Source organism: Neomegalonema perideroedes DSM 15528 (assembly GCF_000374145.1).
In the GTDB taxonomy this organism is placed as follows: domain Bacteria; phylum Pseudomonadota; class Alphaproteobacteria; order Rhodobacterales; family Rhodobacteraceae; genus Neomegalonema; species Neomegalonema perideroedes.
In genome coordinates this window covers 233608-255773 of record NZ_KB893653.1, presented here as the reverse complement: position 1 = coordinate 255773, position 22166 = coordinate 233608, and the positions used below count along the sequence as shown (strand labels likewise).

At 68.3% G+C, this 22166-nt stretch carries 17 protein-coding genes; 10 read left to right on the top strand and 7 right to left on the bottom strand.

What is annotated here, in order from left to right:
• The first annotated feature begins 35 nt into the window (after window positions 1-35).
• From ettA to B161_RS0101110, 9 genes are all read left to right on the top strand, one after another.
• Window positions 36-1700: an energy-dependent translational throttle protein EttA gene (ettA, locus tag B161_RS0101150; protein ID WP_018631509.1), complete on the top strand. Its 1665-nt coding sequence runs from the start codon at window positions 36-38 to the stop codon at window positions 1698-1700.
• Window positions 1701-1813: 113 nt separating this feature from the next.
• A complete protein-coding gene (locus B161_RS0101145; RefSeq protein ID WP_018631508.1) occupies window positions 1814-2281 on the top strand; it encodes a hypothetical protein in 468 nt (155 codons plus the stop codon).
• Between the two features lie 222 nt (window positions 2282-2503).
• Window positions 2504-3910 (top strand): hydroxymethylglutaryl-CoA reductase, encoded by a 1407-nt coding sequence (locus tag B161_RS0101140; protein WP_018631507.1) that lies wholly within the window; start codon window positions 2504-2506, stop codon window positions 3908-3910.
• Entirely contained in the window at window positions 3907-4839 is a 933-nt protein-coding gene (locus tag B161_RS0101135; RefSeq protein ID WP_018631506.1) for a UbiA family prenyltransferase, read from the top strand. Before B161_RS0101140 ends, B161_RS0101135 begins: the two co-directional genes overlap by 4 nt.
• Window positions 4836-7277, top strand: coding sequence for a PEP/pyruvate-binding domain-containing protein (locus tag B161_RS0101130; protein ID WP_018631505.1), 2442 nt, complete (start codon window positions 4836-4838; stop codon window positions 7275-7277). Before B161_RS0101135 ends, B161_RS0101130 begins: the two co-directional genes overlap by 4 nt.
• Window positions 7274-8386 carry a DUF3419 family protein gene (locus tag B161_RS0101125; RefSeq protein ID WP_018631504.1) on the top strand — a complete coding sequence of 371 codons (1113 nt, stop codon included), beginning with the start codon at window positions 7274-7276 and terminating at the stop codon, window positions 8384-8386. The genes B161_RS0101130 and B161_RS0101125 overlap by 4 nt, the downstream gene beginning before the upstream one ends.
• Window positions 8383-9717 carry a diacylglycerol/polyprenol kinase family protein gene (locus B161_RS0101120; RefSeq protein ID WP_018631503.1) on the top strand — a complete coding sequence of 445 codons (1335 nt, stop codon included), beginning with the start codon at window positions 8383-8385 and terminating at the stop codon, window positions 9715-9717. Before B161_RS0101125 ends, B161_RS0101120 begins: the two co-directional genes overlap by 4 nt.
• Window positions 9714-10568 (top strand): hypothetical protein, encoded by an 855-nt coding sequence (locus B161_RS0101115; protein ID WP_018631502.1) that lies wholly within the window; start codon window positions 9714-9716, stop codon window positions 10566-10568. The genes B161_RS0101120 and B161_RS0101115 overlap by 4 nt, the downstream gene beginning before the upstream one ends.
• Entirely contained in the window at window positions 10565-11968 is a 1404-nt protein-coding gene (locus B161_RS0101110) for an AMP-binding protein (protein WP_018631501.1), read from the top strand. Before B161_RS0101115 ends, B161_RS0101110 begins: the two co-directional genes overlap by 4 nt.
• Before the next feature lie 5 nt (window positions 11969-11973).
• On the opposite strand, the gene B161_RS0101105 is transcribed toward B161_RS0101110, so the two are convergent.
• Both B161_RS0101105 and B161_RS0101100 read right to left on the bottom strand, forming a co-directional pair.
• Complete coding sequence (locus B161_RS0101105; RefSeq protein WP_018631500.1) at window positions 11974-13254, bottom strand: pilus assembly protein TadG-related protein; 1281 nt, start codon at window positions 13252-13254, stop codon at window positions 11974-11976.
• 190 nt (window positions 13255-13444) lie between these two features.
• A complete protein-coding gene (locus B161_RS0101100) occupies window positions 13445-14755 on the bottom strand; it encodes a pilus assembly protein TadG-related protein (RefSeq protein WP_157755501.1) in 1311 nt (436 codons plus the stop codon).
• 206 nt (window positions 14756-14961) lie between these two features.
• On the opposite strand from B161_RS0101100, the gene B161_RS0101095 reads away from it, so the two are divergent.
• Complete coding sequence (locus B161_RS0101095; protein ID WP_018631498.1) at window positions 14962-15891, top strand: class I fructose-bisphosphate aldolase; 930 nt, start codon at window positions 14962-14964, stop codon at window positions 15889-15891.
• A gap of 134 nt (window positions 15892-16025) precedes the next feature.
• Here the strand turns inward: B161_RS0101095 and B161_RS0101090 are convergent, their stop codons facing one another.
• The 5 genes from B161_RS0101090 to B161_RS0101070 form a co-directional block, all read right to left on the bottom strand.
• Complete coding sequence (locus tag B161_RS0101090; RefSeq protein ID WP_018631497.1) at window positions 16026-17270, bottom strand: hypothetical protein; 1245 nt, start codon at window positions 17268-17270, stop codon at window positions 16026-16028.
• A gap of 77 nt (window positions 17271-17347) precedes the next feature.
• Window positions 17348-18034: a tellurite resistance TerB family protein gene (locus B161_RS0101085; protein WP_018631496.1), complete on the bottom strand. Its 687-nt coding sequence runs from the start codon at window positions 18032-18034 to the stop codon at window positions 17348-17350.
• Window positions 18035-18188: 154 nt separating this feature from the next.
• Window positions 18189-19583, bottom strand: coding sequence for a cytochrome P450 (locus B161_RS0101080; RefSeq protein WP_018631495.1), 1395 nt, complete (start codon window positions 19581-19583; stop codon window positions 18189-18191).
• The gene (locus tag B161_RS16135; protein WP_018631494.1) at window positions 19580-20854 is read right to left on the bottom strand and encodes a hypothetical protein; all 1275 of its coding nucleotides are present in this window, start codon (window positions 20852-20854) and stop codon (window positions 19580-19582) included. The genes B161_RS0101080 and B161_RS16135 overlap by 4 nt, the downstream gene beginning before the upstream one ends.
• Window positions 20851-22062, bottom strand: a complete 1212-nt coding sequence (locus B161_RS0101070; protein ID WP_018631493.1) for an FAD-dependent monooxygenase — start codon at window positions 22060-22062, stop codon at window positions 20851-20853. The genes B161_RS16135 and B161_RS0101070 overlap by 4 nt, the downstream gene beginning before the upstream one ends.
• Window positions 22063-22166: the final 104 nt, after the last annotated feature.

Genomic DNA, 22166 nt, shown 5'->3' with positions numbered 1-22166 from the left:
CGAATCGACCCAAAAACTCCGGGGATCTCCGCAAGATGGCCTATCAATACGTCTATCATATGGACGGCGTGTCCAAAGCCTATCCGGGCGGCAAGAAAGTCTTTGAAAACATAAGGCTTTCCTTTCTTCCCGGCGTGAAGATCGGCGTGATCGGCGTCAATGGCGCGGGCAAGTCCTCGCTGCTGCGGATCATGGCCGGGCAGGATAAGGATTTCTCGGGCGAGGCTTGGGCCGCCGAAGGCGCGCGCGTGGGCTATCTCTCTCAGGAGCCCAAGCTCGACGAGACGAAGACCGTGCGCGAGAACGTGATGGAGGGCGTGGCGCCGAAAAAGGCCCTGCTCGACCGCTTCAACGAGATCTCGATGAAGCTCGGCGAGGAATATTCCGACGAGCTCATGGAGGAGATGACCCAGCTTCAGGATCAGATCGACGCGCAAAACCTCTGGGATCTGGATTCTCAGGTGGACGTGGCCATGGAGGCCCTGCGCTGCCCTCCCGACGACGCCTCCGTGGCGACGCTCTCGGGCGGCGAGCGCCGCCGCGTGGCGCTCTGCAAGCTGCTGCTCGAAGCGCCGGAGATGCTGCTCCTCGACGAGCCGACCAACCATCTCGACGCCGAGACCATCGCTTGGCTGCAAAAGCATCTGATCGAATATAAGGGCACGATCCTCATCGTGACCCATGACCGCTACTTCCTCGACCAGATCACGAGCTGGATTCTGGAGCTGGACCGCGGCAAGGGCATTCCCTGGGAAGGCAATTACTCCAGCTGGATGGAGCAGAAGGCCAAGCGCCTCGCGCAGGAGGAGCGCGACGACGCCGCCCGTCAAAAGACCCTCGCGCGCGAACTGGAATGGGTGCGCTCCTCGCCGAAGGCGCGTCAGGCCAAGTCCAAGGCCCGCCTCAGCGCCTATGAGGATCTGGCGAACCAATCCGAGCGCGACCGCATCGGACAGGCTCAGATCATCATCCCGAACGGCCCCCGCCTCGGCGGCAAGGTGATCGAGGCCGAGGGTCTGGTGAAGGGCTACGGCGACCGCCTGCTCATCGACGGCCTGACCTTCGCGCTGCCTCCGGGCGGCATCGTGGGGGTGGTCGGGCCGAACGGCGCGGGCAAATCCACGCTCTTCCGCATGCTCACCGGACAAGAGCAGCCAGACGCCGGGGCGATCACCCTCGGCGACACGGTGCAGCTCGCTTACGTCGACCAGTCCCGCGACGCGCTGGATCCGAATAAGACCGTCTGGCAGGAGATCTCCGAGGGGCTGGACGTGCTCAAGCTCGGCGACGCCGAGATGAACAGCCGCGCTTACGTCGGCGCCTTCAACTTCAAGGGCGGCGATCAGCAGAAGAAGGTCGGGATCCTCTCGGGCGGCGAACGCAACCGCGTCCATATGGCCAAGCTGCTGAAATCGGGCGGCAACGTGCTGCTCCTCGACGAGCCGACCAACGACCTCGACGTGGAGACTCTGCGCGCGCTTGAGGACGCTCTGCTCGACTTCGCCGGATGCGCTGTGGTCATCAGCCATGACCGCTGGTTCCTCGACCGCATCTGCACCCATATCCTCGCCTTCGAGGGCGATTCGCACGTCGAATGGTTCCAAGGCAATTTCGAGGATTACGAGAAGGACAAGATCCGGCGCCTCGGCCCGGATTCGGTCGAGCCTAAGCGGCTGAAATATAAGAAATTCGCCCGCTGAAGGCCCGATCCCGGCCCGCCCTTCCCGGCGGGCCGCTTGACGAAAGGGGTCCGGGGCGGCTGGAGTCGCCCCCGCCGCGCGCCGACTCACGCGCCGACTCAGGGGAGACTTCCATGACCAGACGCCGAATCGCGGCGACGCTCGTCCTCTGGACGGGGCTTCTCGCGCCCTTCTCCGCGCCCGCCCTCGCGCAGGCCCCGGAGCGCCTGAGCTTCGCCCCCGCCTGCCCGAGGTTTCAGGTCATCTGGGGCGTGCCCGACAAGCCTTTGATTCCCGCGCGACGCTTCTGCGCCTGCCTCTCCGAGCGGGTCGAACGGCTGGCGGAGACCTATCCCGACATGCCCGTCACCGCCGCCGCCCTGAGCTTCTCGGGGCTGGACCCCCTTGCGGCTCAGGCCGCCGAAGAAGCCTATGGCTCGGGCGCCTCCTCGGCTTTGCTGAGCCGCCATGTCTACGGCTTCGCGGTGCTGAGCGCCGCCGCCGAAAGCTGCGCGCCGCTCCCGCCCGACGAAGAGGAGGAGCCGACGCCGGACGAAGATCCGCCCGAAGGCTTCGAGCCCCCCGCCGAAGACGCGCCTTAAAACGACCGTTCCGGTCCGTCCGGATCGCGCTTCGGCCTTTGGTTTGGTCGCGCGATTCACCCGGACGCCCCGTCCGGATCGCGCTTCGGCCTTTGGTTTGGTCGCGCGCTTCACCCGGACGTCCCGTCCGGATCGCGCTCCGTTGGGAGAGTTTCCGCCTTTCGAGCCGATGATGTAAGCTTCCGGCGAAATCCGCCTTCTGGCGGAAGCGCAGGGGCAGCCATGGCCATCGTTCCCTCTCACGTCGAAGCGATGCTGGAGCGTCTGCGGCGGGTCTTCGACTCCATAGCCGGAGCGCGCGCCCATTTCACGCCCTCGCCGACGGCCGAGCCGACGCGGCCCCTGCGCCCCGCCCGCGAGGCTTCGGCGACGAATCTCGCGCGCTTCTGGGAAAGGCTGGAGGCCGAAAGCGGCGCCTCCGCCGAAGATCGCGAGATCCTCGCCGGGCCGGAGGATCTCGAAGCCGCGCCGCTCTATAGCCGCAACATCGAAAACTTCATCGGACGCGCCAAGCTGCCCATGGGCGTCATCGGGCCTTTGCGGGTGCTGGGGCTCAATGCGCGCGGCGATTTCTTCATTCCGCTCGCCACGACGGAGGCCGCGCTCGTGGCCTCCTATGGACGCGGCGCCGAGGCGATCAGCCGGGCGGGCGGCGTCGCGACGGCGCTGCTCGGCGAGGGCGTCCTGCGCAGCCCCGGCTTCCTCTTCGCCGATATTCTGGAGGCGGGCGTCTTCGTGGATTGGGTCGCGCGGGAGGCGGAGGCCCTCAAAGCCGCCGCCGAGGCCACCACGCGCCACGGGAAACTGATCTCGCTGGAGCCGGTCCTCGACAGCGATTGCGTCTTTCTGCTCTGCCGCTACGCCACCGGCGACGCGGCGGGCCAGAACATGGCCACCATCGCCACGCAGGCGCTCTGCGACCATATCCTCGCGCATACGCCCGTGAAGCCGCTGCACGCCTTCGTCGAGGCGAATTTCTCCGGCGATAAGAAAGCCAGCCATCTGGGGCTTCTGGCCGGGCGCGGACGCAAGGTCACGGCCAGCGTGACCTTGCCCCATGAGCTGATCCGCCGCCATCTGCGCGCCGAGCCGGAAGCCATGCTGGCCTATGGGCGCATGGCCAATCTGGGGGCGCTGCTCTCGGGGCAGATCGGGGCGCAGGCCCATTACGCCAATGGACTCGCGGCCTTCTACATCGCCACCGGGCAAGACGCCGCCTGCGTGGCGGAATCCGCCGTGGGCTTCACCCGCATGGAGCCGCGCGAAGACGGATTGTTCTTCTCGGCCACTTTGCCGAACATCCTCGTGGGCTCGGTGGGCGGCGGGACGGGCCTGCCCACGCAGGCGGCGGCTCTGCGCATCCTCGGGCTGCAAGGCGAGGGCAAGGCGGCGGCTCTGGCGGAGGTGACGGCGGCGCTCTGCCTCTGCGGCGAGATCTCGATCATCGCGGCCATAGCCTCGGGGCAATTCACCCGCGCCCATGCGAGTCTCGCCAGACGCGCGCCCAGAGCATTGTCCAGCGAAGCCGATCAGGCTTCGCGTCGCGAAAATGCGACCACGGAAAAACTTCGAGCCTTTGAACGATCCGTTAGGATCGGCGAAGGCTCTGAAGGCGAGGCCCTGTCATGAGCGCCGAAGCCGGTTTGAGCCTCGCGCGCAGGCTCTGGATCTATCAAGCGGAGCGGTTTCCGCTGGTGAAAAGCGGAATCCTGCTGGCGGCCTTCTCGGCGGCGAGTCTGAGCGTCTCGGCCCATCTGGGCGGCAGGTCCGCGCCGGGGATCTGGGCCTATCTTGCGGCTTGGCTCTGCATGATCGCGATCTTCTTTCAAATGCGCGTCTGCGACGAATTCAAAGATCATGAGGAGGATTCGCGCTTCCGGCCCGAAAGGCCCGTCCCGCGCGGGCTGGTGACGCTCGGGCTTTTGCGCAATCTCGGGCTTGGCGCGGGCGCGGTCATGATCGCCGCGAGTCTCGGCGTGGATGGGCGGCTCTTGGGGCCTCTGGCTCTGGTCTGGGTCTGGCTGGCGCTGATGACCGCCGAATTCGGCGCCCCCGCATGGCTCAAGGCGCGGCCGATCCTCTATCTGCTCTCGCATATGCTCATCATGCCGCTGATCGACCTTTTCGTGACGGCGATGGAATGGCTTCCGGCGGCGGGGCGGCCTCCGGCGGGCTTGGGCGGATTTCTGGCGCTGAGCTTCGTCAACGGCTGCGTGCTGGAGATCGGGCGCAAGATCTGGGCGCCGCAAAGCGAACGTCCCGGCGTCGAGAGCTATTCCGGCCTCTGGGGACCGCAGCGCGCGACGCGGATCTGGATGGGCGCCGTGACTCTGGCTTGGGCGGCGCTGCTCTGGGTGGGCTGGGCGATGGGCTCTTTCGGCGTGGTCGCGCTGATCGGGACCGCCTCAGCCCTCGCGGCGCTGATGGCGGGGCTGGGATTCGTGAACTCCGCGACGCCGGAGCGCGCCAAGCGCCTCGACCTCATGGCGGGGCTTTGGGTCTTGCTCTGCTATGCGGCGGCGGGCTTCGCGCCCTTTCTGACCGGAGGCGGCTCATGATCCTGACTGGAGAAGCGGCGCGGGATTCCGCGCGGGCGGGCGGCAAGGCGGCGGCTCTGGCGCGGCTTCAGGCGGAGGGTTTTGAGATTCCGCCTTTCTTCGTTCTGGAGGGTGAGACGCCCGATCTGGCCGAGGCCTTGGCGGCGCTAGGTCCGGGGCCTTACGCGGTGCGCAGTTCAGGCCGCGAGGAGGACGGCGCGAGCCATTCCCACGCCGGACAATTCCTCTCTTTGCTCAACATCCCCGCCGAGGGCGTGGCCGAAGCCGCCCGCCAAGTGCGGGCCTCCGGCCTCACGGACTCCCTGAGGGCCTATCGCGCGGCGCGGGGCCTCGACCCGGAAGGCGGCGCCCCCGCCGTGCTGGCGCAACGGATGATCGCGCCGCGCGCCGCCGGAGTCGCCTTCACCGCCGATCCGGTGACGGGCGAGCGCGGCGTCTTGCTGATCTCGGCGGTGGAGGGGCTGGCCGACAAGCTCGTCGGCGGCGAGGTCGAGGGCGAGGATTGGCGCCTCGACGCCCAAGGCCATGCGACGCCCGCCAGCCAAGGCCCGCATGTTCTGACCGGGGCCGACCTGAAAGCCTTGGCGGATCTGGGCAAGGCGCTGGAGGCGAAGCTCAAGGGGCCGCAAGACTTCGAATGGGCCTTCGAAGGGGAAAAGCTCTGGCTGCTTCAGGCGCGGCCCATCACCACCCTGCCCGCCTCTCATGATCCGGCGCTGACGGTCTTCGACAACTCCAACATCGTGGAGAGCTATCCGGGGGTGGTCTCCACGCTGACTTATGGTTTCGCGCAATATGTCTATGCGCGGGTCTATCAGCGGCTTTTGGGGCTGCTCGGCGTGAAGCGCGAAACGATCTCCGATCATCGGGAGGTTTTGGAGAACCTCCTCGCGCGGGCGGATGGGCGAGTCTATTACAACCTCGCCAATTGGCGGAAGGCGCTCGGCCTGCTGCCCGGCGCGCGGCTCAACGCCCAATTCATGGATAGCATGATGGGCCTCGACGAGCCCTTGCCCGCCGATCTCCTCGCCCGGCTGACGCCGCCCCCCGCCAAGGGCTTCGCGCGCTTTGGGGAATACGCCCGGCTCGGCGGCGCGGGGCTGAGGCTCTTTTGGGAGTGGCTGCGTCTGCCCGGACGCATCCGCCTCTTCGAGACTCGGCTTGAAGCCGCCCTCGCCCGCCCCGCCGAAGAGCTGAAGGCTCTGCCGCTTTCGGCTCTGGCGGAGGAATATCGCCGCATCGAGGCGCAGTTGCTCGAAAAATGGGACGCGCCGCTGGTCAATGATTTTCTCTGCATGATCGCCTTCGGCTCCTCGCGGAAGATGCTGGAGACGGCGGGCGGCGACCGGGGCCTGACGCTGCATAACGACGTGATGATCGGCCAAGGAGACATCGTCTCCGCCGAACCGGCGAAGCGCATCCGCGAGATGGGCGCCCTCGCCCGCCGCGATCCCGCCCTCATGGAGGCTTTGCGCGCGAACGATTCCGAGGCTCTGGCGGCGGGGGCGCTGGGGCCGCCTCTGGCGAGCTATCTCGCCAAATTCGCCGACCGCTGCGCCGAGGAGCTGAAGCTCGAAAGCGTGACCCTCGACGCAGATCCGCGCCCTTTGCATGCGGCGGTTCTCGCCGCCGCCGGAAAGCCTGAATCCGCAGGCCCGCCGCCGCCTCTGACCGAGGCCGATGTGAAAGCCCGCCTGAAGGAGATCGCGCCGAAACGGCCCGTCTGGCGCTTTCTGGCGCGGCGCAGGCTGGCTCAGGCGAAAACCCTCGTGCGGCACCGCGAGAACCTCCGCTTCGAGCGCACCCGCATCTTCGGGCGCGCCCGCAGGCTCTTTCTGGAGATGGGCGCGCGGCTGACCTCGGCGGGGAAGCTGGAGGCCCCGCGCGATGTTCTGCATCTCACGCATCTGGAGCTTCTCGGCGCCGTCGAGGGCTTCGGCGCGGATCTTGATCTGAAAGGGCTCGTCGCCTTGCGCAAAGCCGCCGAGGCCGGGTCTCTGGCGCGGCCCGCGCCGCCCGCCCGGCTGAGGATCGAAGGGGCGGCGCTGATTGGCCTCGACCGAGCCCTTGCGGCGCCCCGCGCCTCCGGCCTGCGCGATTCCAGAATCGGGGGAGACGAAGAGCGCAAAGGAACCGGCTGTTCGGCGGGTCTGGCGCGCGGCGCGGCGAAGATCATCCTCGATCCCCGCAAGGAGAACCTCGCGCCGGGGGAGATCCTCGTAGCGCCCCATACGGATCCCGGCTGGATCGCGCTTTTCGCCAACGCCTCCGCCCTCGTGGTGGAGCGCGGGAGTCTGCTCTCGCATTCGGCCATCGTGGCGCGGGAATTGGGGATTCCCTGCGTGGTCGGGCTGAAGGGCGCGACGGCCTGGCTGATCTCCGGCGAAGAGATCGAAGTGGACGGCGCGGGCGGATTCGTGCGAAGACTCAAATTATGAACAACGTTCAATCACCAATCGAGGCTCACGCCGCCTTCGACCATATTCGTTACGCCCAGCTTTGGGAGGACGCCGACCCGCTCTTGCTCGGGCTCGGCGCGCAAAAGGGCGGAACTCTGGTCTCCATCTGCTCGGCGGGCGACAATGCTCTCGCCCTGCTGCTGCTGGATCCGGCGCGGGTGGTGGTGGCCGATCTCTCTCCGGCGCAATTGGCCTGCCTGAGGATTCGCCTCAGCGCATGGCGGGTTCTGACTCACGCCGAGCTTCTGGAGCTGTTCGGCTCGCGTCCTTCGGCGCGGCGCGGAGAGCTGCTGGACAAAGCCGCCCGCGGCCTCTCCGCTGAGGATCAGGCTTTCTGGGCGCCGCTGAAATCCGAAGTCGAGGCCCATGGCCTCGGCGGGATCGGCAAATTCGAGCGCTATTTCCGCCTCTTCCGGCGGCGGGTTCTGCCGCTGGCCCATGGGCGCCGGACGGTCGAGGCCGTTTTCGAGCCCCGCGACACAGCCGGGCGGGCGCGTTTCCTTGATGAACGCTGGAGCAACTGGCGCTGGCGGCTTCTGCTGAAGCTGTTTTTCTCGAATTTCGTCATGGGGCGGCTCGGACGCGATCCGGCCTTCTTCGCCCATGTCGAGGGGAGCTTGTCGGATCATGTGGCGCGGCGGCTGCGTCATGCGGCGGTCGATCTCGATCCCTGCGCGAATCCTTTCCTGCATTGGATCTTCTTCGGGACTCACGGCGCGGCCCTGCCTCTGCCTTGGCGCCCCGAGTCCTTCGAGACGATCCGCGAACGCCTCGGCCGCATCGACATCCGCCCCGGCCCCGTCGAGGCGGCTCTGGAGCCCGGCGAAAAAGCGGATGGTTATAATCTCTCCGATATTTTCGAATATATGCCGCCCGAAGCCTTCGCGCGGATCTACGCCAGTCTTCTGGACAAGGCGTCTCCGGGGGCGCGTCTGGTCTATTGGAACATGATGGCGCCGCGCCGGGGCGCCGATCTCGCCCAGACGGCTGGGCGCGCGATCCGGCGCGCGGATCTGGAGCAAGCGGGAGCGGCCATGGACAAGGCTTTCTTCTATTCCGACTTCATCGTCGAGGAGATGCGGCCATGACTCCGGAAACCGCTCTGGCCCTGCGCCATATCGGGCTCGTGCTGAGCTTCATCCTCGCGCTTCTGGGGGTGCTGGGCTTCGCGCGCTGGCTGGCCGAGAAAGAGGGCCTCGGGCCGGAGGGCCAGCGCAAGCTCGCCCATATGGCGGCGGGACTTTCGGCTCTGGCGCTGCCGGTCCTCTTCAAAGAGCCTTGGCCGGTGATGCTCCTCATGGGGCTCTCGCTGCTGGTGCTGGGCGTCCTGCGCCTGCCCGCTTTGCGCCGGACGGGGCTCGGGGCGGCGCTGCATGGCGTCGAGCGTCAGTCCTATGGCGAGATCTGGCTGATTCTGGCGGTGGGGTTCCTCTTTCTGCGCTCGGGCGGAGAGCCGATCCTCTATGTGCTGCCGCTGCTGCTGCTGGCTCTGGCCGACGCGGCGGCGGCTCTGGTGGGCTCGGCCTATGGACGCAGCCGCTTCGCCGTGGCCAGCGGAGAGAAGAGCCTCGAAGGGGTGGCGGCCTTCTTCATCGTGGCCTTTCTGGTCAGCATGATCGCGCTTTTGCTGCTGACCGACATCCCGCGCCCCGCCGTGATTCTGCTCGGGCTGATGACCGCCGCCTTCGCCGCCCTCGTGGAGGCCGATAGTTGGCGAGGCTTGGATAATCTCTTCGTGCCGGTGGGGGCGCATTTCCTGCTTGCGAGCTATCTCGACGCGCCTCTGGCCGAATTGGCGGCCATGGCGGGAGTCTTCCTGATCGCGCTTTGGGCGGCTTTGCGGCTGGCTCCGAAGCTCGGGCTTTCGGATCACGCCGCCCGCGCCGCCACGGTGCTGATCTTCCTCGTCTGCGCCGTGACTCAGGCGCAGAACGCCCTTTTGCCCGCTCTGGCGATTCTGGCCCATCTGGCGGCGCGGCGGACGCGGCCCGATTCCAGCGCCTTCCCGGATCTCGACTTCCTCGCGGCCACGGCTCTGGTCAGCCTGCTCTGGCTGGGCGTGGGCGAGGGCTTCGGCCCCACGGCGATCAATCTCTACGGCCTGACCTTCGCGGGGATCGCGGCGGCCCATCTCGCGCTCGCCCTGCCGAGGCGGCGGCGCTGGATCTGGATTCCCGCAGCGGCGGTTCTGGGCGGGCTGGTCTGGCTCGTCGCGCGGGGGAATCTCCATTCGCCCGATTGGGGCGGCGGATTCGCGCCCTGGATCGCCGTCAGTCTGATTTTGGCGAGTCTCGGCCCGCTTTGGCGGCCCGAATCTTATGAAACCTGGCGCCGGGCGAAGATCTTCGCGGCGGCGCTGATCGTTCCGGCGGGGCTTTACGCCGCCTGGCACCTCATGCGGGGAGGACTCGCGGCTTGAGCGAGATCGAGATCTTCAAGAACGGCGGCGCTTCGGCGGTGCTCCATCGCGACGCGCCGAATTTCGAAGGCAAACGCACGGCCGCCGTGGGGCATTGGCGCTGCCTCGACGCCATGTCAGGCGCGGCGCTGCTCAACGAGATGGCGCAGAAGGCCGAAAAAGAGGGATTCCGCGCCCTCGTCGGCCCCATGGACGGCGATAGCTGGGGCCCCTATCGGCTCGTGACCGAAAGCGACGGCTCTCCGCCCTTCCCTCTGGAGCCGGCGGGAGGTCTGGAGGATCTGACCGCCTTCCGCGTGGCGGGCTTCGCGCCGATCTCGGAATACGTCTCGACGCGGCTGGCGCTGGAGGGCCTGCCGCCCCTCCCGCCGGAGGCGGGCGAGACGCCGGACCCCGGCCTGCGTCTGAGCTTCTGGAACGGCAAGGAGCCCGAGGCTCTGATCGCCCGGCTGCATGAGGTCTCGCTGCAAGCCTTCGCGCCCAATCCCTTCTTCCGGCCCATCGATCTAGAAGCCTTCGCCGAGCATTACGCTCCGATTTTGCCGATGGTCGATCCGCGCTTCGTGATTCTGGCGGAGAAAGGCGGGCGGCTCACGGGCTTCCTCTTCGGCTATCCCAATTTCGGCGAGGGGCCGCAGCCGGATTCCGCCGTGATCAAGACCTACGCCAGCCTCACGCCCGGCGGAGGGCGGCGCATGGCCGATCTCTTCCATCGCCGCGCCCATGACATGGGCTTCCGCTTCGTGATCCACGCCCTCATGCGCGAGGACAACCGCTCGCGCGATTCCAGCCGCCTTTACGGCGCCGAGGTCTTCCGCCGCTATGCGCTGATGGGGCGGCGCTTTCTGTGAATCTGCTGGAGCCCTTCCTGACCGAGGTCGGGCGGCGGGGCGAACGCCTCGCGCTGATCGAGGGCGGCGGGGCTCAGGCGAGCTACGCCGATCTCGCCGCCCGCTCGGAGCGTCTGGCGGGGGCATGGGCGGCGGAGGGCCTCGGGCCGGGAGACCGCGCCATGATCGCCCTGCCCGTCGGGATCGGGCTTTACGCCGCCATAGCCGCGCTTTGGCGGCTCGGGGCGGTCGCGGTCTTTCCCGAGCCCGCCTTAGGCTTGAGCGGCCTCAATCGCGCGGTGGAGATCGCCAAGCCGAAAGCGCTGATCTCCTCGGGCTGGTTTCATCTGCTGCGGCTGCTGCCCGCCTTTTGGTCCACGCCGCTGAAGCTGGGCCTCGGCGAGGGCGCGCCTTGGCGCGGAATCTATGAGGCGGCGCCCGATCATCCGGGCTTGATCAGCTTCACTTCCGGCTCGACGGGGCGGCCTAAGGCCGTGTCGCGCAGCCATGGCTTCCTCGCGGCGCAAAACGCCTGCGTGGCGGATCTGCTCCGCGCCGAAGAGCCCAGCCGCGATCTGGTGGGCTTTCCGGTCTTCGTCATCGCCAATCTGATGCTCGGGAACGCCTCGATCCTGCCCGACTGGAGCCCCCGCCGCCCCGAGCTTCTGGCGCCCGAGCGCCTCGCCGCCCGGATCCGCGCAACCGGAGCCGAGCGCGCCCTTCTGCCTCCGGTCCTCTGCGGCAAGCTGGCCGAGGGCGGAGGCCATCCCGGCCTGCGGGCGGTCTTCACCGGAGGCGGCCCCGTCTGGCCGGATATTCTCCAAGCCATGGCCGAGCGTCTGCCCGGAGTCGAGGCCACGGCGGTCTACGGCTCCACCGAGGCGGAGCCCATCGCCCATCTGCGCGGCGCGCAGATCGCGCCGGAGGATTGGGCGGCGATGCGCTCGGGCGGCGGACTCTTGGCGGGCGGGCCCGTCCCGCAGATCCGGCTGAGGCTGGAGGAGGGCGAAATCCTCGTGACGGGGGATCACGTCAATCAAGGCTATCTCGGCGGCGAGGGCGAAGCCGAAACCAAAATCCGGCGCGCAGGCGAAATCTGGCATCGCACCGGAGATTCCGGACGCCTCGACGATCAGGGGCGGCTCTGGCTGCTCGGGCGCCGGGGCGGCGAGGCGGCGGGGCTGAAGCCCTTCGCCGTGGAGGCCGCCGCCCGCTTCTGGCCCGGCGTGACGGCGGCGGCTCTGGTCGATCTGGAGGGGCGGGCGGTTCTGGCCCTTGCAGGAGACGCGGAGCAGGCGCCGCTCTGGCGGCGCGAGGCCGCCCGGCTCGGGCCGCTGGAGGTTCGGCCTCTGGCGCGGATTCCCGTGGACCGGCGCCATGGCTCCAAGACGGATCTCAAGGCGCTGCGCCGGATGCTCTGAGCTGATCAGCTCTCCGGACGGCGCGGCGGCGCGATCCGCAGCTCGACCCCCGACTCGACCACCGACCGGACCAGACCGTCGATGAACTCCTCCGAAGAGGCGGCCAGATAGCCCAGATTCACCACGCCCTCCCAATTCGCCATCTCGCGCCAGGGATAGGCGTTGCGCGGCGAGAACAGCGCCAGATAGCGGCTGGCCAAGGGAACCGTTCCGCGCGAATGCCATTCCGTGCGCAGATCGGCCATGTTCTTGCAGCAGCCGTAGTCTCGCGAGCCGTAATGATGATCCTCGGAGCGGAGGCTCAAAGTCGCCTGAGTGGCGGCGATCTGCCCGTTCCGGCGCAGGGCGTTGTAGAGTTTGACCGTCAGGTCGTCCACCTCAGGAGAGAGGGGGGGCCCGCCTCCGGCCTGATAGCCGTCGAGATCCTCAGGGCCTAAGGGCACGCTGTGGGTGTCGGTCCACATCGCGATCACCTGAAGCACATGCCGCGAAATCGCCGGACCTTCGAGGGGATTCTCAATGGGCGCGGTCAGCGCATGCGCCACGGCCGCCGCCGAAGATTCCGGCAGATCCATGCCGCCGATGGGCAGGCGGCTCATGATCAGGCCGCTGAGCAGCTTGCGCTGAGCCGGATCCGCCATGTCGTAGACCGGAGACTCCTCCCAAGCGGGCACGACGACCGGATCATGGCGCAGATCGCGGAAGAACCCGACCTTCACGAAGAGCCGCCCCATCTCGACGCCCTCGCGCTCCAGACGCACGCGCATCTGCGCCTCGAAATCCGTCATGGCGAGGCCCGCCGCCTGAATCAGGCCGATCATGGAGACGGTCACGTCGAGCAGGAAATAGATGTAGACGTCCTTCACCCCGCCCCTTTCGGCGTAGGCGCCCACCTCCGCCGTCAGATGCTGGACGCCCACGAGGCGCATGAAGGAGGTGGCACCGACGGCGCGCGCGTTCACGGTCGCCGAGGTGAGATTGAGGTCGTCGTTATAATCGAAAGCGATCTCGGCGGGCAGCTGGGCGACGTATCCCGAGACGGCGCCCCCCTCCAGAATGCGGTTCGCCACGGCTTGCGCGGCGGCCGCGTCGTTGGTTTCATGATAATGGCGCGCGGCCGAAAGCGCCGCCGCGTCGGCGGCCTTCTGGAGCGCGTTATAGGCGCGGTGGTAATTGCTGTACTCGACCGCGCCGCCGCTGATCGCCGTCAACAAGAACACGCAGACGCCGAGCATCGGGGCGACCGCCCCGCGGCGGGAGTTCAGAAACAGAGACGGGAGTCGCATCCGGCGCATCCTCGAAGATCGCCCCCCGCGATGGTTCAGAGCGCGATCCGAAGCCGGGAGCCTGGCTTGCGGAGAAACGCGCGATCCGTCGGAGTCGGCGGAGCTGGGCGGAGATCCCCGGCCGCCGCAGGCGGCCGACCCGGATCAAGCTGAGTCGGGCGGAAGCGGGCGGAGCGCGGGGCGCTCCCGCTCAGGAGCCGCCCCAGGGCGAGCCGCCGGCGGGCGGCGGATTGACCCGCAAGGACACGCCGGATTCGACCACCGCCCGCACCACGCCGTCGATGAAGGCGTCGGGGGAGCTGGCCATATATTGCATGCCCATCACATGCTCCCAGCGCGACATCTCCCGCCAGGGGTAATGCGTCTGATCCACGAAAAGCGCGAGATAGCGGTTGGCCAGCTTCACCGCGCCGCGCGACAGCCATTCGGTGCGCAGCTGCTCCATGTTTCTGCAGCAGCCGTATTCGATCGTGGCGGAATCGTAATGATCGTCCTCGGCGCGGGGCAGATCTCTGTTCCGGAGCGTGGCCTGAAAGGCGGCCAATTGGCCGTTCGCCAGCAGCGCCTTGTAGAGCGGGACGGTGATGTCGTCGACTTTGGGGTTCATGGCGCTGCCGCCGGCGGCCTGATAGGCGGCGATGTCCTCAAAGCCGAGCGGCAATCCCTCCACATGGGTCCAGAGGCCGATCACCTGAATCATATGGCGGGACAAGGGCGCGCCGCCCACGGGCGTCTCCAGAGGCGCGGTCAGGGCGTGAGCCACGGCCGCCGTCGAGGATTCGGGCGTGTCGCCGCCGCCGGTGGCCTGGCGGGCGCGGATATGGTCGCGCAGAAGCATGCGCTGCGCGGCGTCCGACATGTCGTAGGCCGGAGACTCCTCCCAGGCCGGAGAGCTCAGATCGGTGCGCAGATCGCGGAAATAGCCCGCCTTCACGAAGAGCCGCCCCATCTCGATGCCCTCGCGCTCCAGACGCACGCGCAATTGAGCCTCGAAATCGACCATGGCGGCGCTCGCCACGTCGATCAGGCCCTGCATCGAGCCGGTCACGTCGAGCAGAAGATAGACGTAGATGTCCTTCGCGCCGCCTTTGAGGGCGAAGGACTCCACCTTCGTCGTCAAATCATCGACGCCCGTCAGGCGCATGAAGGCGGTGGGCGCCGTCGCGCGCACCCGGATGGCGGCGCTGGTGCTGTGATATTCCTCATTATATTCAAGCTTCAGCTCGACAGGGAGATCGATCTGATAACGGGCGGTCTCGCCGGCGACCAGAATCTTCTCGACCAGAGCGCGGGCGGCGGCCTCGTCCCGGTTCTCGTGGAAATGCCGGGCGGCCGTCAGCGCGGCCGCGTCCGCCGTTCTCTGGAGCGTGTCGCGCGCGCGGTAGTAATTGCTGTATTCGACCGCGCCGCCGCTGATCAACACCAGCACGAAAATGCAGACGCCCATCATCGGAGCGACGGCGGCGCGACGGGATCGGGCGAAAAGGGAGACGAGCCGCATCATTCCAATCCTTGAGCTCTGGGACCCCCGCAGTCTTTGACGAAAGCTTGAAGGAAGGCTGAAGCGTCATGGTGAACCGCCCTCGCGCGGACGGATCCGGCGCATGCGCCGCAGCTCTGCGCCTTGACCGCTTCGCGAAGGCTTCGTTATGAGGAGGCGGGCGCGGAGGCGCGCAAGATTCTGAGGCTTCAAGTCAGGTGCGGCGAATGAAAACGACTCGGACGGTTGAGAAGATTCTGGAGAGCTACGGCGCCGATTCGCCGGGCGTGAAAGCCAATCTGCGCCGCCTGCTGATGACGGGGCGGCTCGGCGGCACCGGCAAGATGATCATTCTGCCGGTGGATCAGGGCTTCGAGCATGGCCCCGCGCGCAGCTTCGCGCCCAATCCCGAAGCCTATGATCCGCTGTATCATCCGCAGCTCGCCGTGGAGGCCGGGCTCAACGCCTACGCCGCCCCGCTCGGGATGCTGGAGGCCGCCGCCGATAAATACGCCGGACAGATTCCGCTGATCCTCAAGCTGAACTCCGCCAATAGCCTGCTGCCGAAATCCGCGCCCAAGGATCAGGCGATCACCGCCTCGCCTCTGGACGCCCTGCGGCTCGGCTGCTCGGCGGTGGGCCTGACCGTCTATCCGGGCTCGGGCAGCTCGCTCGACATGTTCGAGGAGGCCGCCGAGATCGTCGCGGAGGCGAAGTCCTATGGGCTGGCTTCGGTGATCTGGTCCTATCCGCGCGGCGAGGATCTCGGCAAAGAGGGCGAGACCGCCTTCGACGTCACCGCCTACGCCGCCCATATGGCCGCCCTGCTCGGCGCCCATGTGATCAAGGTCAAGCTGCCCACCGACCATCTGGAGCAGCCCGACGCCAAAAAGGTCTATCAGGCGCAGAAGGTGCCCTCAGGCTCTCAGGCCGAGCGCGTGGCCCATGTGGTGCAGAGCTGCTTCGCGGGCCGCCGTCTGGTGGTCTTCTCGGGCGGCGCGGCCAAGGGCGCGGATTCGATCTTCGCCGACGCCCGCGCCATCCGCGACGGCGGCGGCAACGGCTCGATCATCGGCCGCAACGTCTTCCAGCGCCCCCGCGCCGAGGCGCTGGAGATGCTCAACGAGCTGGTCGCCATCTATCGCGGCAAGGCCTGATCCAAAGAAAAGGAGCGCCTCCGCATGGCGGAGACGCTCCAGAGTCGTCCCTCGATTCCCGGCCTTTCCGGAGAACCCCGGAAGGGCCGTTTCTTCTTGATTTTCGTTCAAGGAAAAAGCCGGGCGGCGGAGCCTCAGGCGGCGTCGGAATCTCCGTTGTTCTCGGCGTTCATCAGCGCGTCGAGATACCAGTCCAGCGCCGTGACCACCACGTCCTCAGGCTCGCAGCCCATATTATGGGCCAGATGCCGAATCATTTCGGCGCGCTGGGCGTCTATGGGCATGAGCATCTCGCCTTCGGCCAGCCCGACGGCGCGGCGTTCGGCGGGATCTTCGGCGTAAGCCTCCTCCTCGGCGCCATAGGCTTCCTCCTCGCCTTCCTCATGACGCGCCTCTTCGGCGGCGCGGGCGGATTCGGCGGAGACCTCCCCATCCTGATCGAAGACCGCCAGCTCGGCCTCATATTCGCGCTTATGCGCCTCCTGATGGGCGGCTTCGGCGACGGCGCGCTCTTCGGCGAGGATCTGTCCGTTCTCGGGCGACTCCCAGAAAGCGGGATCGTCGAGGGACTCATGCTCGGGGGCCGGAGCGGCGGGCCGGGCGGAGTCGGCGCGCGGCGCGCGCGGAGAGGGCTCAGGATGCCCGTAAGCGGGATCGTCGAAGGAGACCTGATCGAGGAAATCCCCCGGATCCTCGTCGCGGCGCGCCTCCATGGCGGCCTTCGCAGGCTCCGCGGCGCCGCCCAAGGCGATCACGGATTCAGCCTCGCGGATGGGCTGCTCGCGGGCGTCCGGAGCGGGCTCGGATTCCAGATCGAGCTCGACCGCGGCCTGCGCCGCCGGATCCGTATGGACGAATTCGGAATCCTCGCCCTGATCGAAAGATTCGGCGGCCGACTCGACGACGGAGGCGAAAGCGGGCTCCTCCGGAGCAGGCGGGGCGGGCGGCGGAGGAGCGGGCTCGGCCGCGACGGCGACCGGCGGCGGAGCGGGCTCGGGCCGGGAAGGCGCGACGACGGGCTCGGGCCGCGGAGCGCGCGCCGCCTCGGCGAGGGCCTGCGGCGCCGGAGCGGGCGCGGCGGCGGGCCGCTCGCCCTGAATGGCTAAGAGATCCTCAAGAGAGGCGGAGGCCCCGGCGTCCGAACCCGAGAAAGGATCCTCCAGTCCTAAAGCCTTGAAATAGAGGGAGAGACTGTCGCCGCCTGTTCCGCCCGCCGCGGCTTCGGCCGCAGGCGCCTTCGGCGGCGGAGGCGGCGCGAGAGGCGCGGCCTCGACTTTCGGCGTCGTCCCGACTGCGGCGGCGGCTCCCGCGCCGCGCCGCTTGCTCAGCAGCGCGGCGAGGCGTTCCGTCTGGGCGGAGAGGGATTCACGTTCGGCCATTGGAGACTCTCCCGCAGCAAGGCTTGCGGCCCCGCAGGGGGAGACGGAGCCGTGCCGTCAGGAATACGTTGGGAAGCTTAACGCGCGGTTTCGAGACGGGCCGGCTTCAGCGCCTCATAGGCGGCGTTGACGGCGCTCAAACGCTCCGTGGCGATTCGCAGCGCCTCGGGCGGCAGGCCCCGCCCCATGAGCCGATCCGGGTGATTCTCGCGCACGAGGCGCGCCCACGCCTCGCGCACGCTTTCGGCGGAGGCGTCGCGCGGCAGACCCAAAGTCGCATAGGCGCAGGCCGCCCCGCCCTCGTCCCGCCGCAGGATCCGCCGACGCGCGGCGGCCTCCAGACCGAAGACGTCGGCCACGTTCTCCAGAAACACGGCCTCGCGCCCGTCCAGCTCGCCGTCGCTGCGGGCGATGTGGACCAGACCCGCCAGCACGTCCTCCAGAAATTCGGGACGCCCGGCGAACATCTCGGCGATGCGCCGGGCGTAGATCTCATAGCCCGCCGGATCGCTCTGGGCTTGGGCGAAGAAGCGCTCCACGCCGGGCAGATCCTCGGGCGCGACCTGAAAAGCCTCGATGAAGGCGGCGCGCTCGGGATCGGTGGCGCGGCCGTCCACGCCCGCCATCTTCGCCCCAAGGGCCACCACGGCGATGGTGAAGGCGACGCGCGTCTCGGGCGGCTTCTCCTCGCAGCGGAAGACGTCCAGAAGACTCAGGACTCCGGAGCTCTCGAAAAAGGCCCGGACGCGCGACCAGAGAGGCATCACCGGGGGCTCCGAATCAGAAATTAAGACGCTTACGACGAATTCGCGCCGTCTCCGCGCCGTTCCGGGACATTCTAAGCTTCAAGCCGCGCCCCCATCAAGCCGAAGTTGCGTCGCGGAGGGCGCCGGAGCCTTTCGGGCCGCTCGCGGAGGCTCACGCCTGCGCGACCACGGGCCTCAGACGCAGCCAGACGCCGCCTTTGGGCCGCAAGGTCACCTGCATGGTGGGTTCCGGGTCGCGGCCCTCCACGGCCTCCAGATTCAGGCGGCGCAGAATCTCGGCGAGAATCAGCAGGGCCTCCTGAAGCGCGAAGGCCGCGCCGGGGCAAACCCGCGCCCCCGCTCCGAAGGGCAGCCACGCCTTGCGCCCGGCGTCCTTCTCCTCGGGCCCCTCCCAGCGGGCGGGGTCGAAGAGGTCGGGCTCCTTCCAGAGCTTCTTATGGCGATGCAGGAACCAAGGCCCCACGATCACCGTCGAGCCTGCGGGGACTTCGGCTTTGCGGAACCGATCCGCCTCAAGGGCCGTGCGCAGGAAGAAAGGCACCGGCGGATAAAGCCGCAGAGCCTCCTTGAACACGTCGCGCAGCTTCTCCAGCCTGCGCAGGTCGGAGAACTCCAGCGCGCGGCCCTCCGGCGCGACGGCCTCGATCTCGGCCCGCAGATCCGCCTGAATCCCCGGATCGCGGGCGATGAGGTAAAGCGCCCAGGACAAGGCGCTCGCCGAGGTCTCATGTCCGGCGAGGAAGAAGATCATCACCTGATCCAGCATCTCCTCGTCGCCGAAGACGGCGCCGCTTGCGGGATCCTGAGTGGTCATGATCGCCGTGGCGAGGTCGTCCGGCGCGGTCCCGGCGCGGATCTCCGCCGAGCGGCGGCGCACGAACTCCAGCAAAAGCGCCCGGATCTCGCGGCCCGAAGCCTCCAGACGCCGCGTGCGGCGGCTTTTCGGAAAAACCCGCCAGAAGCCGAAGAGGCTGCGCAGGCTCACGAAAGGCGCCTCGGCCTGATAGGCCTGAAAAGCCTTATAGACCCGTTGGGCGTCCTCGGCGGCGATGGGCGTCGAGAAGAGCGTCCGAAAGATCACGTCGGCGGTGACGTAGGTCATTTCAGGATCCACCGCCTTGGGCGTCCCGTCGGCCTGAGCCGCGAGCCTCTCGGCGCTGTCGCGGGCGGCGGCGCGCATGTCCTCGAAGCTCTTGCGGACTTTGCCTCCCGCGAAGGCCGGATCGATCATCCGCCGCTGACGCGCCCAAACCTCGCCGTTGGTGATGAAGACGCTCTCGCCGAGCAAGGGCCGCAAGGCGCGGTCCATCACGGCGCTTTTCGGATAGGCCGAAGCCCTCTCCACCAGCACCCGCCGCACCAAGGCCGGATCATTGACGCAGAAGCTCGAATGCCCCCAAGCCCGCGAGCGCCCCACCCAGCCGTTGAAGAGCTTCTCGTTCAGCGCCGAGAGGATGTTGCCCCGCCCCAGCAGATATTTCAGCGCGCCTGAGGCTTGGCTGCGCTGCGCCGGAGGCTTGGGCGGATGAAAGGGACAGCCGCTCACGCCGGAGCCGCCGCAAATTCGGACGCGGAGGCGGCTTCGGCCCCCTCGACCTCCGCCGCCAGCGGCGGCCCGCGGCGCGAACTGCGCAGCCCGGCGAAGCGCGTCGCCAGAGAAAGCGGTCCGGCGCAGATGGCGAAATATTCGAAGATTCCCGGCCGCTCGAAGGCGTGGAGATATTGGAAATGCAGCCGGTTCCACTTGCGGCGCAGCTTGGCGTATTCGGCCTCGCCCATGGTCTCGCGGAAACGCCCCGACACCAGCTTGGGCCCCGCCAGACGCGCCATGGAGGGCGGCGCCTCGCCCCCCGCCAGAGGATCGATCAGAGCATAGCAGGCGCCGTCCGCCTGCGAGGTGACGTCCACCCAGACCGCGTCCGGCCGCGCCGCCAGAAGCCGCGCCGCGCGCCGCACCTCGGCGCCGCGCCCGCCGCCCACCGCTGAAAAGGCGCTGAGGATCTGACCCAAGGTCAAAACGCCGATCCGCGCGCCGCGCGTCGCCAGATCCGGATCCCGCGCGAAGGCCCGCCCGCAGACCTCGACGGCGAAGGCCGCCCCGAGGCTATGGCCGATCACCAGAATCTCGTCATAGACGCCGCTCTCGGAGGCCGCCGTGAGGTCGGAGGCGAAGGCCTCCAGCCGCTCCTCCAGATCCGGCGCCGCGCCCCGGGCGTGCTGCTGCATCAGGGCGTAGGTGTCGAAGAGGTAAAAGGCGAAGATCCGTCCGTCGCGTTTGCGCAGCAGCCGAAAGACCGCCCGCGCCGCCAAAGCCCCCAGAACCAGCCCCAAGACCCAGCCGGCCGCGCCTAAGGCCCAGACCATCAGCGCCAGAGCCGCCGCGCCCGCGCCCAAAGACAGCAGGAGATAAAAGGTCACCGCCGCCAGAGGATAAAGCGTCGGAATCATCGGCGTCCAAGCCAGACGGCCGAGCCGGAAGAGGTCGCCGGAGAAGATCAGCCGCGCATAGGCGCCGTAGCCCCGCAGAGCCCGCCGCCAAAGCGGCTGGCTCATGCGCGCCGAAACCAGATCGCGCCAGGACCAGACCCGCAGATCCGTCTCGACCCGCGCGCCGGAGTCGTCGGAATAAACGGCGCTCCAATCGGCGCGATGCTCGCCCTGAGCGGCCCGCCCCACCTCCAGCCGATAGCCGGAGATCGCCGCCTGACGCGCGCCCTCCTCCCGGAAGAGCCGATGATAGCGGCGATCAGGATGCGGGTCGAAGCCCGGCATGTAGAAGACCCGCCGACGCCGGACCTCTTGCGCGGAAGCCTTCATCCGCCTTCTCCCAGCCCGAGACGCACCGCCGTGCGGCGCAGAGGCGTCACATCGCGGATCGCCGCCAGCCCGAAGGCCCGCAGATCGCGGATCGCCCGCGAATCCGATTTGGCCGCGCGGTTCAGAAGATCCACGCCGAAGCCGCGCAGCCGCAGATCCGGCAGGCGACGGCGCTCATAGGCCCCCAGAACCGAGGCCGCGCCGGGATCGGAGGCCCCCGCCAGCTCCTCGGCCAAAACCTCGACGTCGCGCAGAGACATGTTCATCCCCTGAGCCCCGATGGGCGGCACCACATGGGCCGCCTCGGCGATCAGCGCCAGACGCGGCGCCTGAAGCCGCTCGGCCAATTGTCCGATGATCGGCCAAGCCGCCCGCCGCGTCAGCAGACGAATGCGGCCCAGACCCAGATCCGCCGCCTCGGCCTCGGCCTGAAGCTCGGCTTCGAAAGCCTCGGGCGACACAGCCATGAGCCGCGCCGATTTCAGATTGGGCGTCATCCAGACCAGCCCTGAACGCAGAGGATCGCGGAGCGGCGTGAAGGTCAGCGGTCCGCCGGAGCTATGGATCTCGCTGGAGGCGTAGCCGTGCGGCGCCTCATGGGAGAGCGCCGCCACGATCGCCTTTTGTCCGTAATCCACGCGCCGGACGCCGATGCCCGCCGCGCGGCGAATCTCCGAATCGCGGCCGTCGGCGGCGATGAGCAGGCGCGCCCGCAAAATCCGGCCGTCCGAAAGACGCGCCCGCACGCCGTCGAACCGGGCGATCCAATGCTCCAGCGTCATGGGGGCCAGAAGCCGCGCGCCGGGGCGCTCGGCCAGAACCCGCGTCAGAGCCAGACGCAAAGCCGCGTTCGGGATGTTATAGCCGAAAGGCCCGCCCGCCTCCTCCTCTTCGGGAGGCGTGAAATCCGCCGAGACCCTCGGGGGCTTCCCGGCGTCCGGCGCGCGCTGCACGATGCGCATGATCCGCAAAGGCGCCGCCAAAGGCGCCAGAGCCTCCCAGACCCCGGCGCGGCGCAAGGTCTCGACGGAAGGGCGCAGAAAGGCCGTGGTGCGCAGATCGGCGGCGGGATCTTCCGGATCGGCGGGCGGAGGCGCCCGCTCGACGCAGATCACGCTGCGGCCCATGGCCGTCAGACGAGCCGTGAGGATCAGGCCCGCCGGGCCGCCTCCGACCACCAGAATCTCCGTCTCAAGATCGCCCGCCATGACCGAAACCCACGCTGAAGCCGCCTGATTTCGATTATGGTCGCGCCCCCTCTCCGGCGCAAGGCGCCCCGCCGACGCGAAAAGACGCGCCCCTCGCCGCGAAG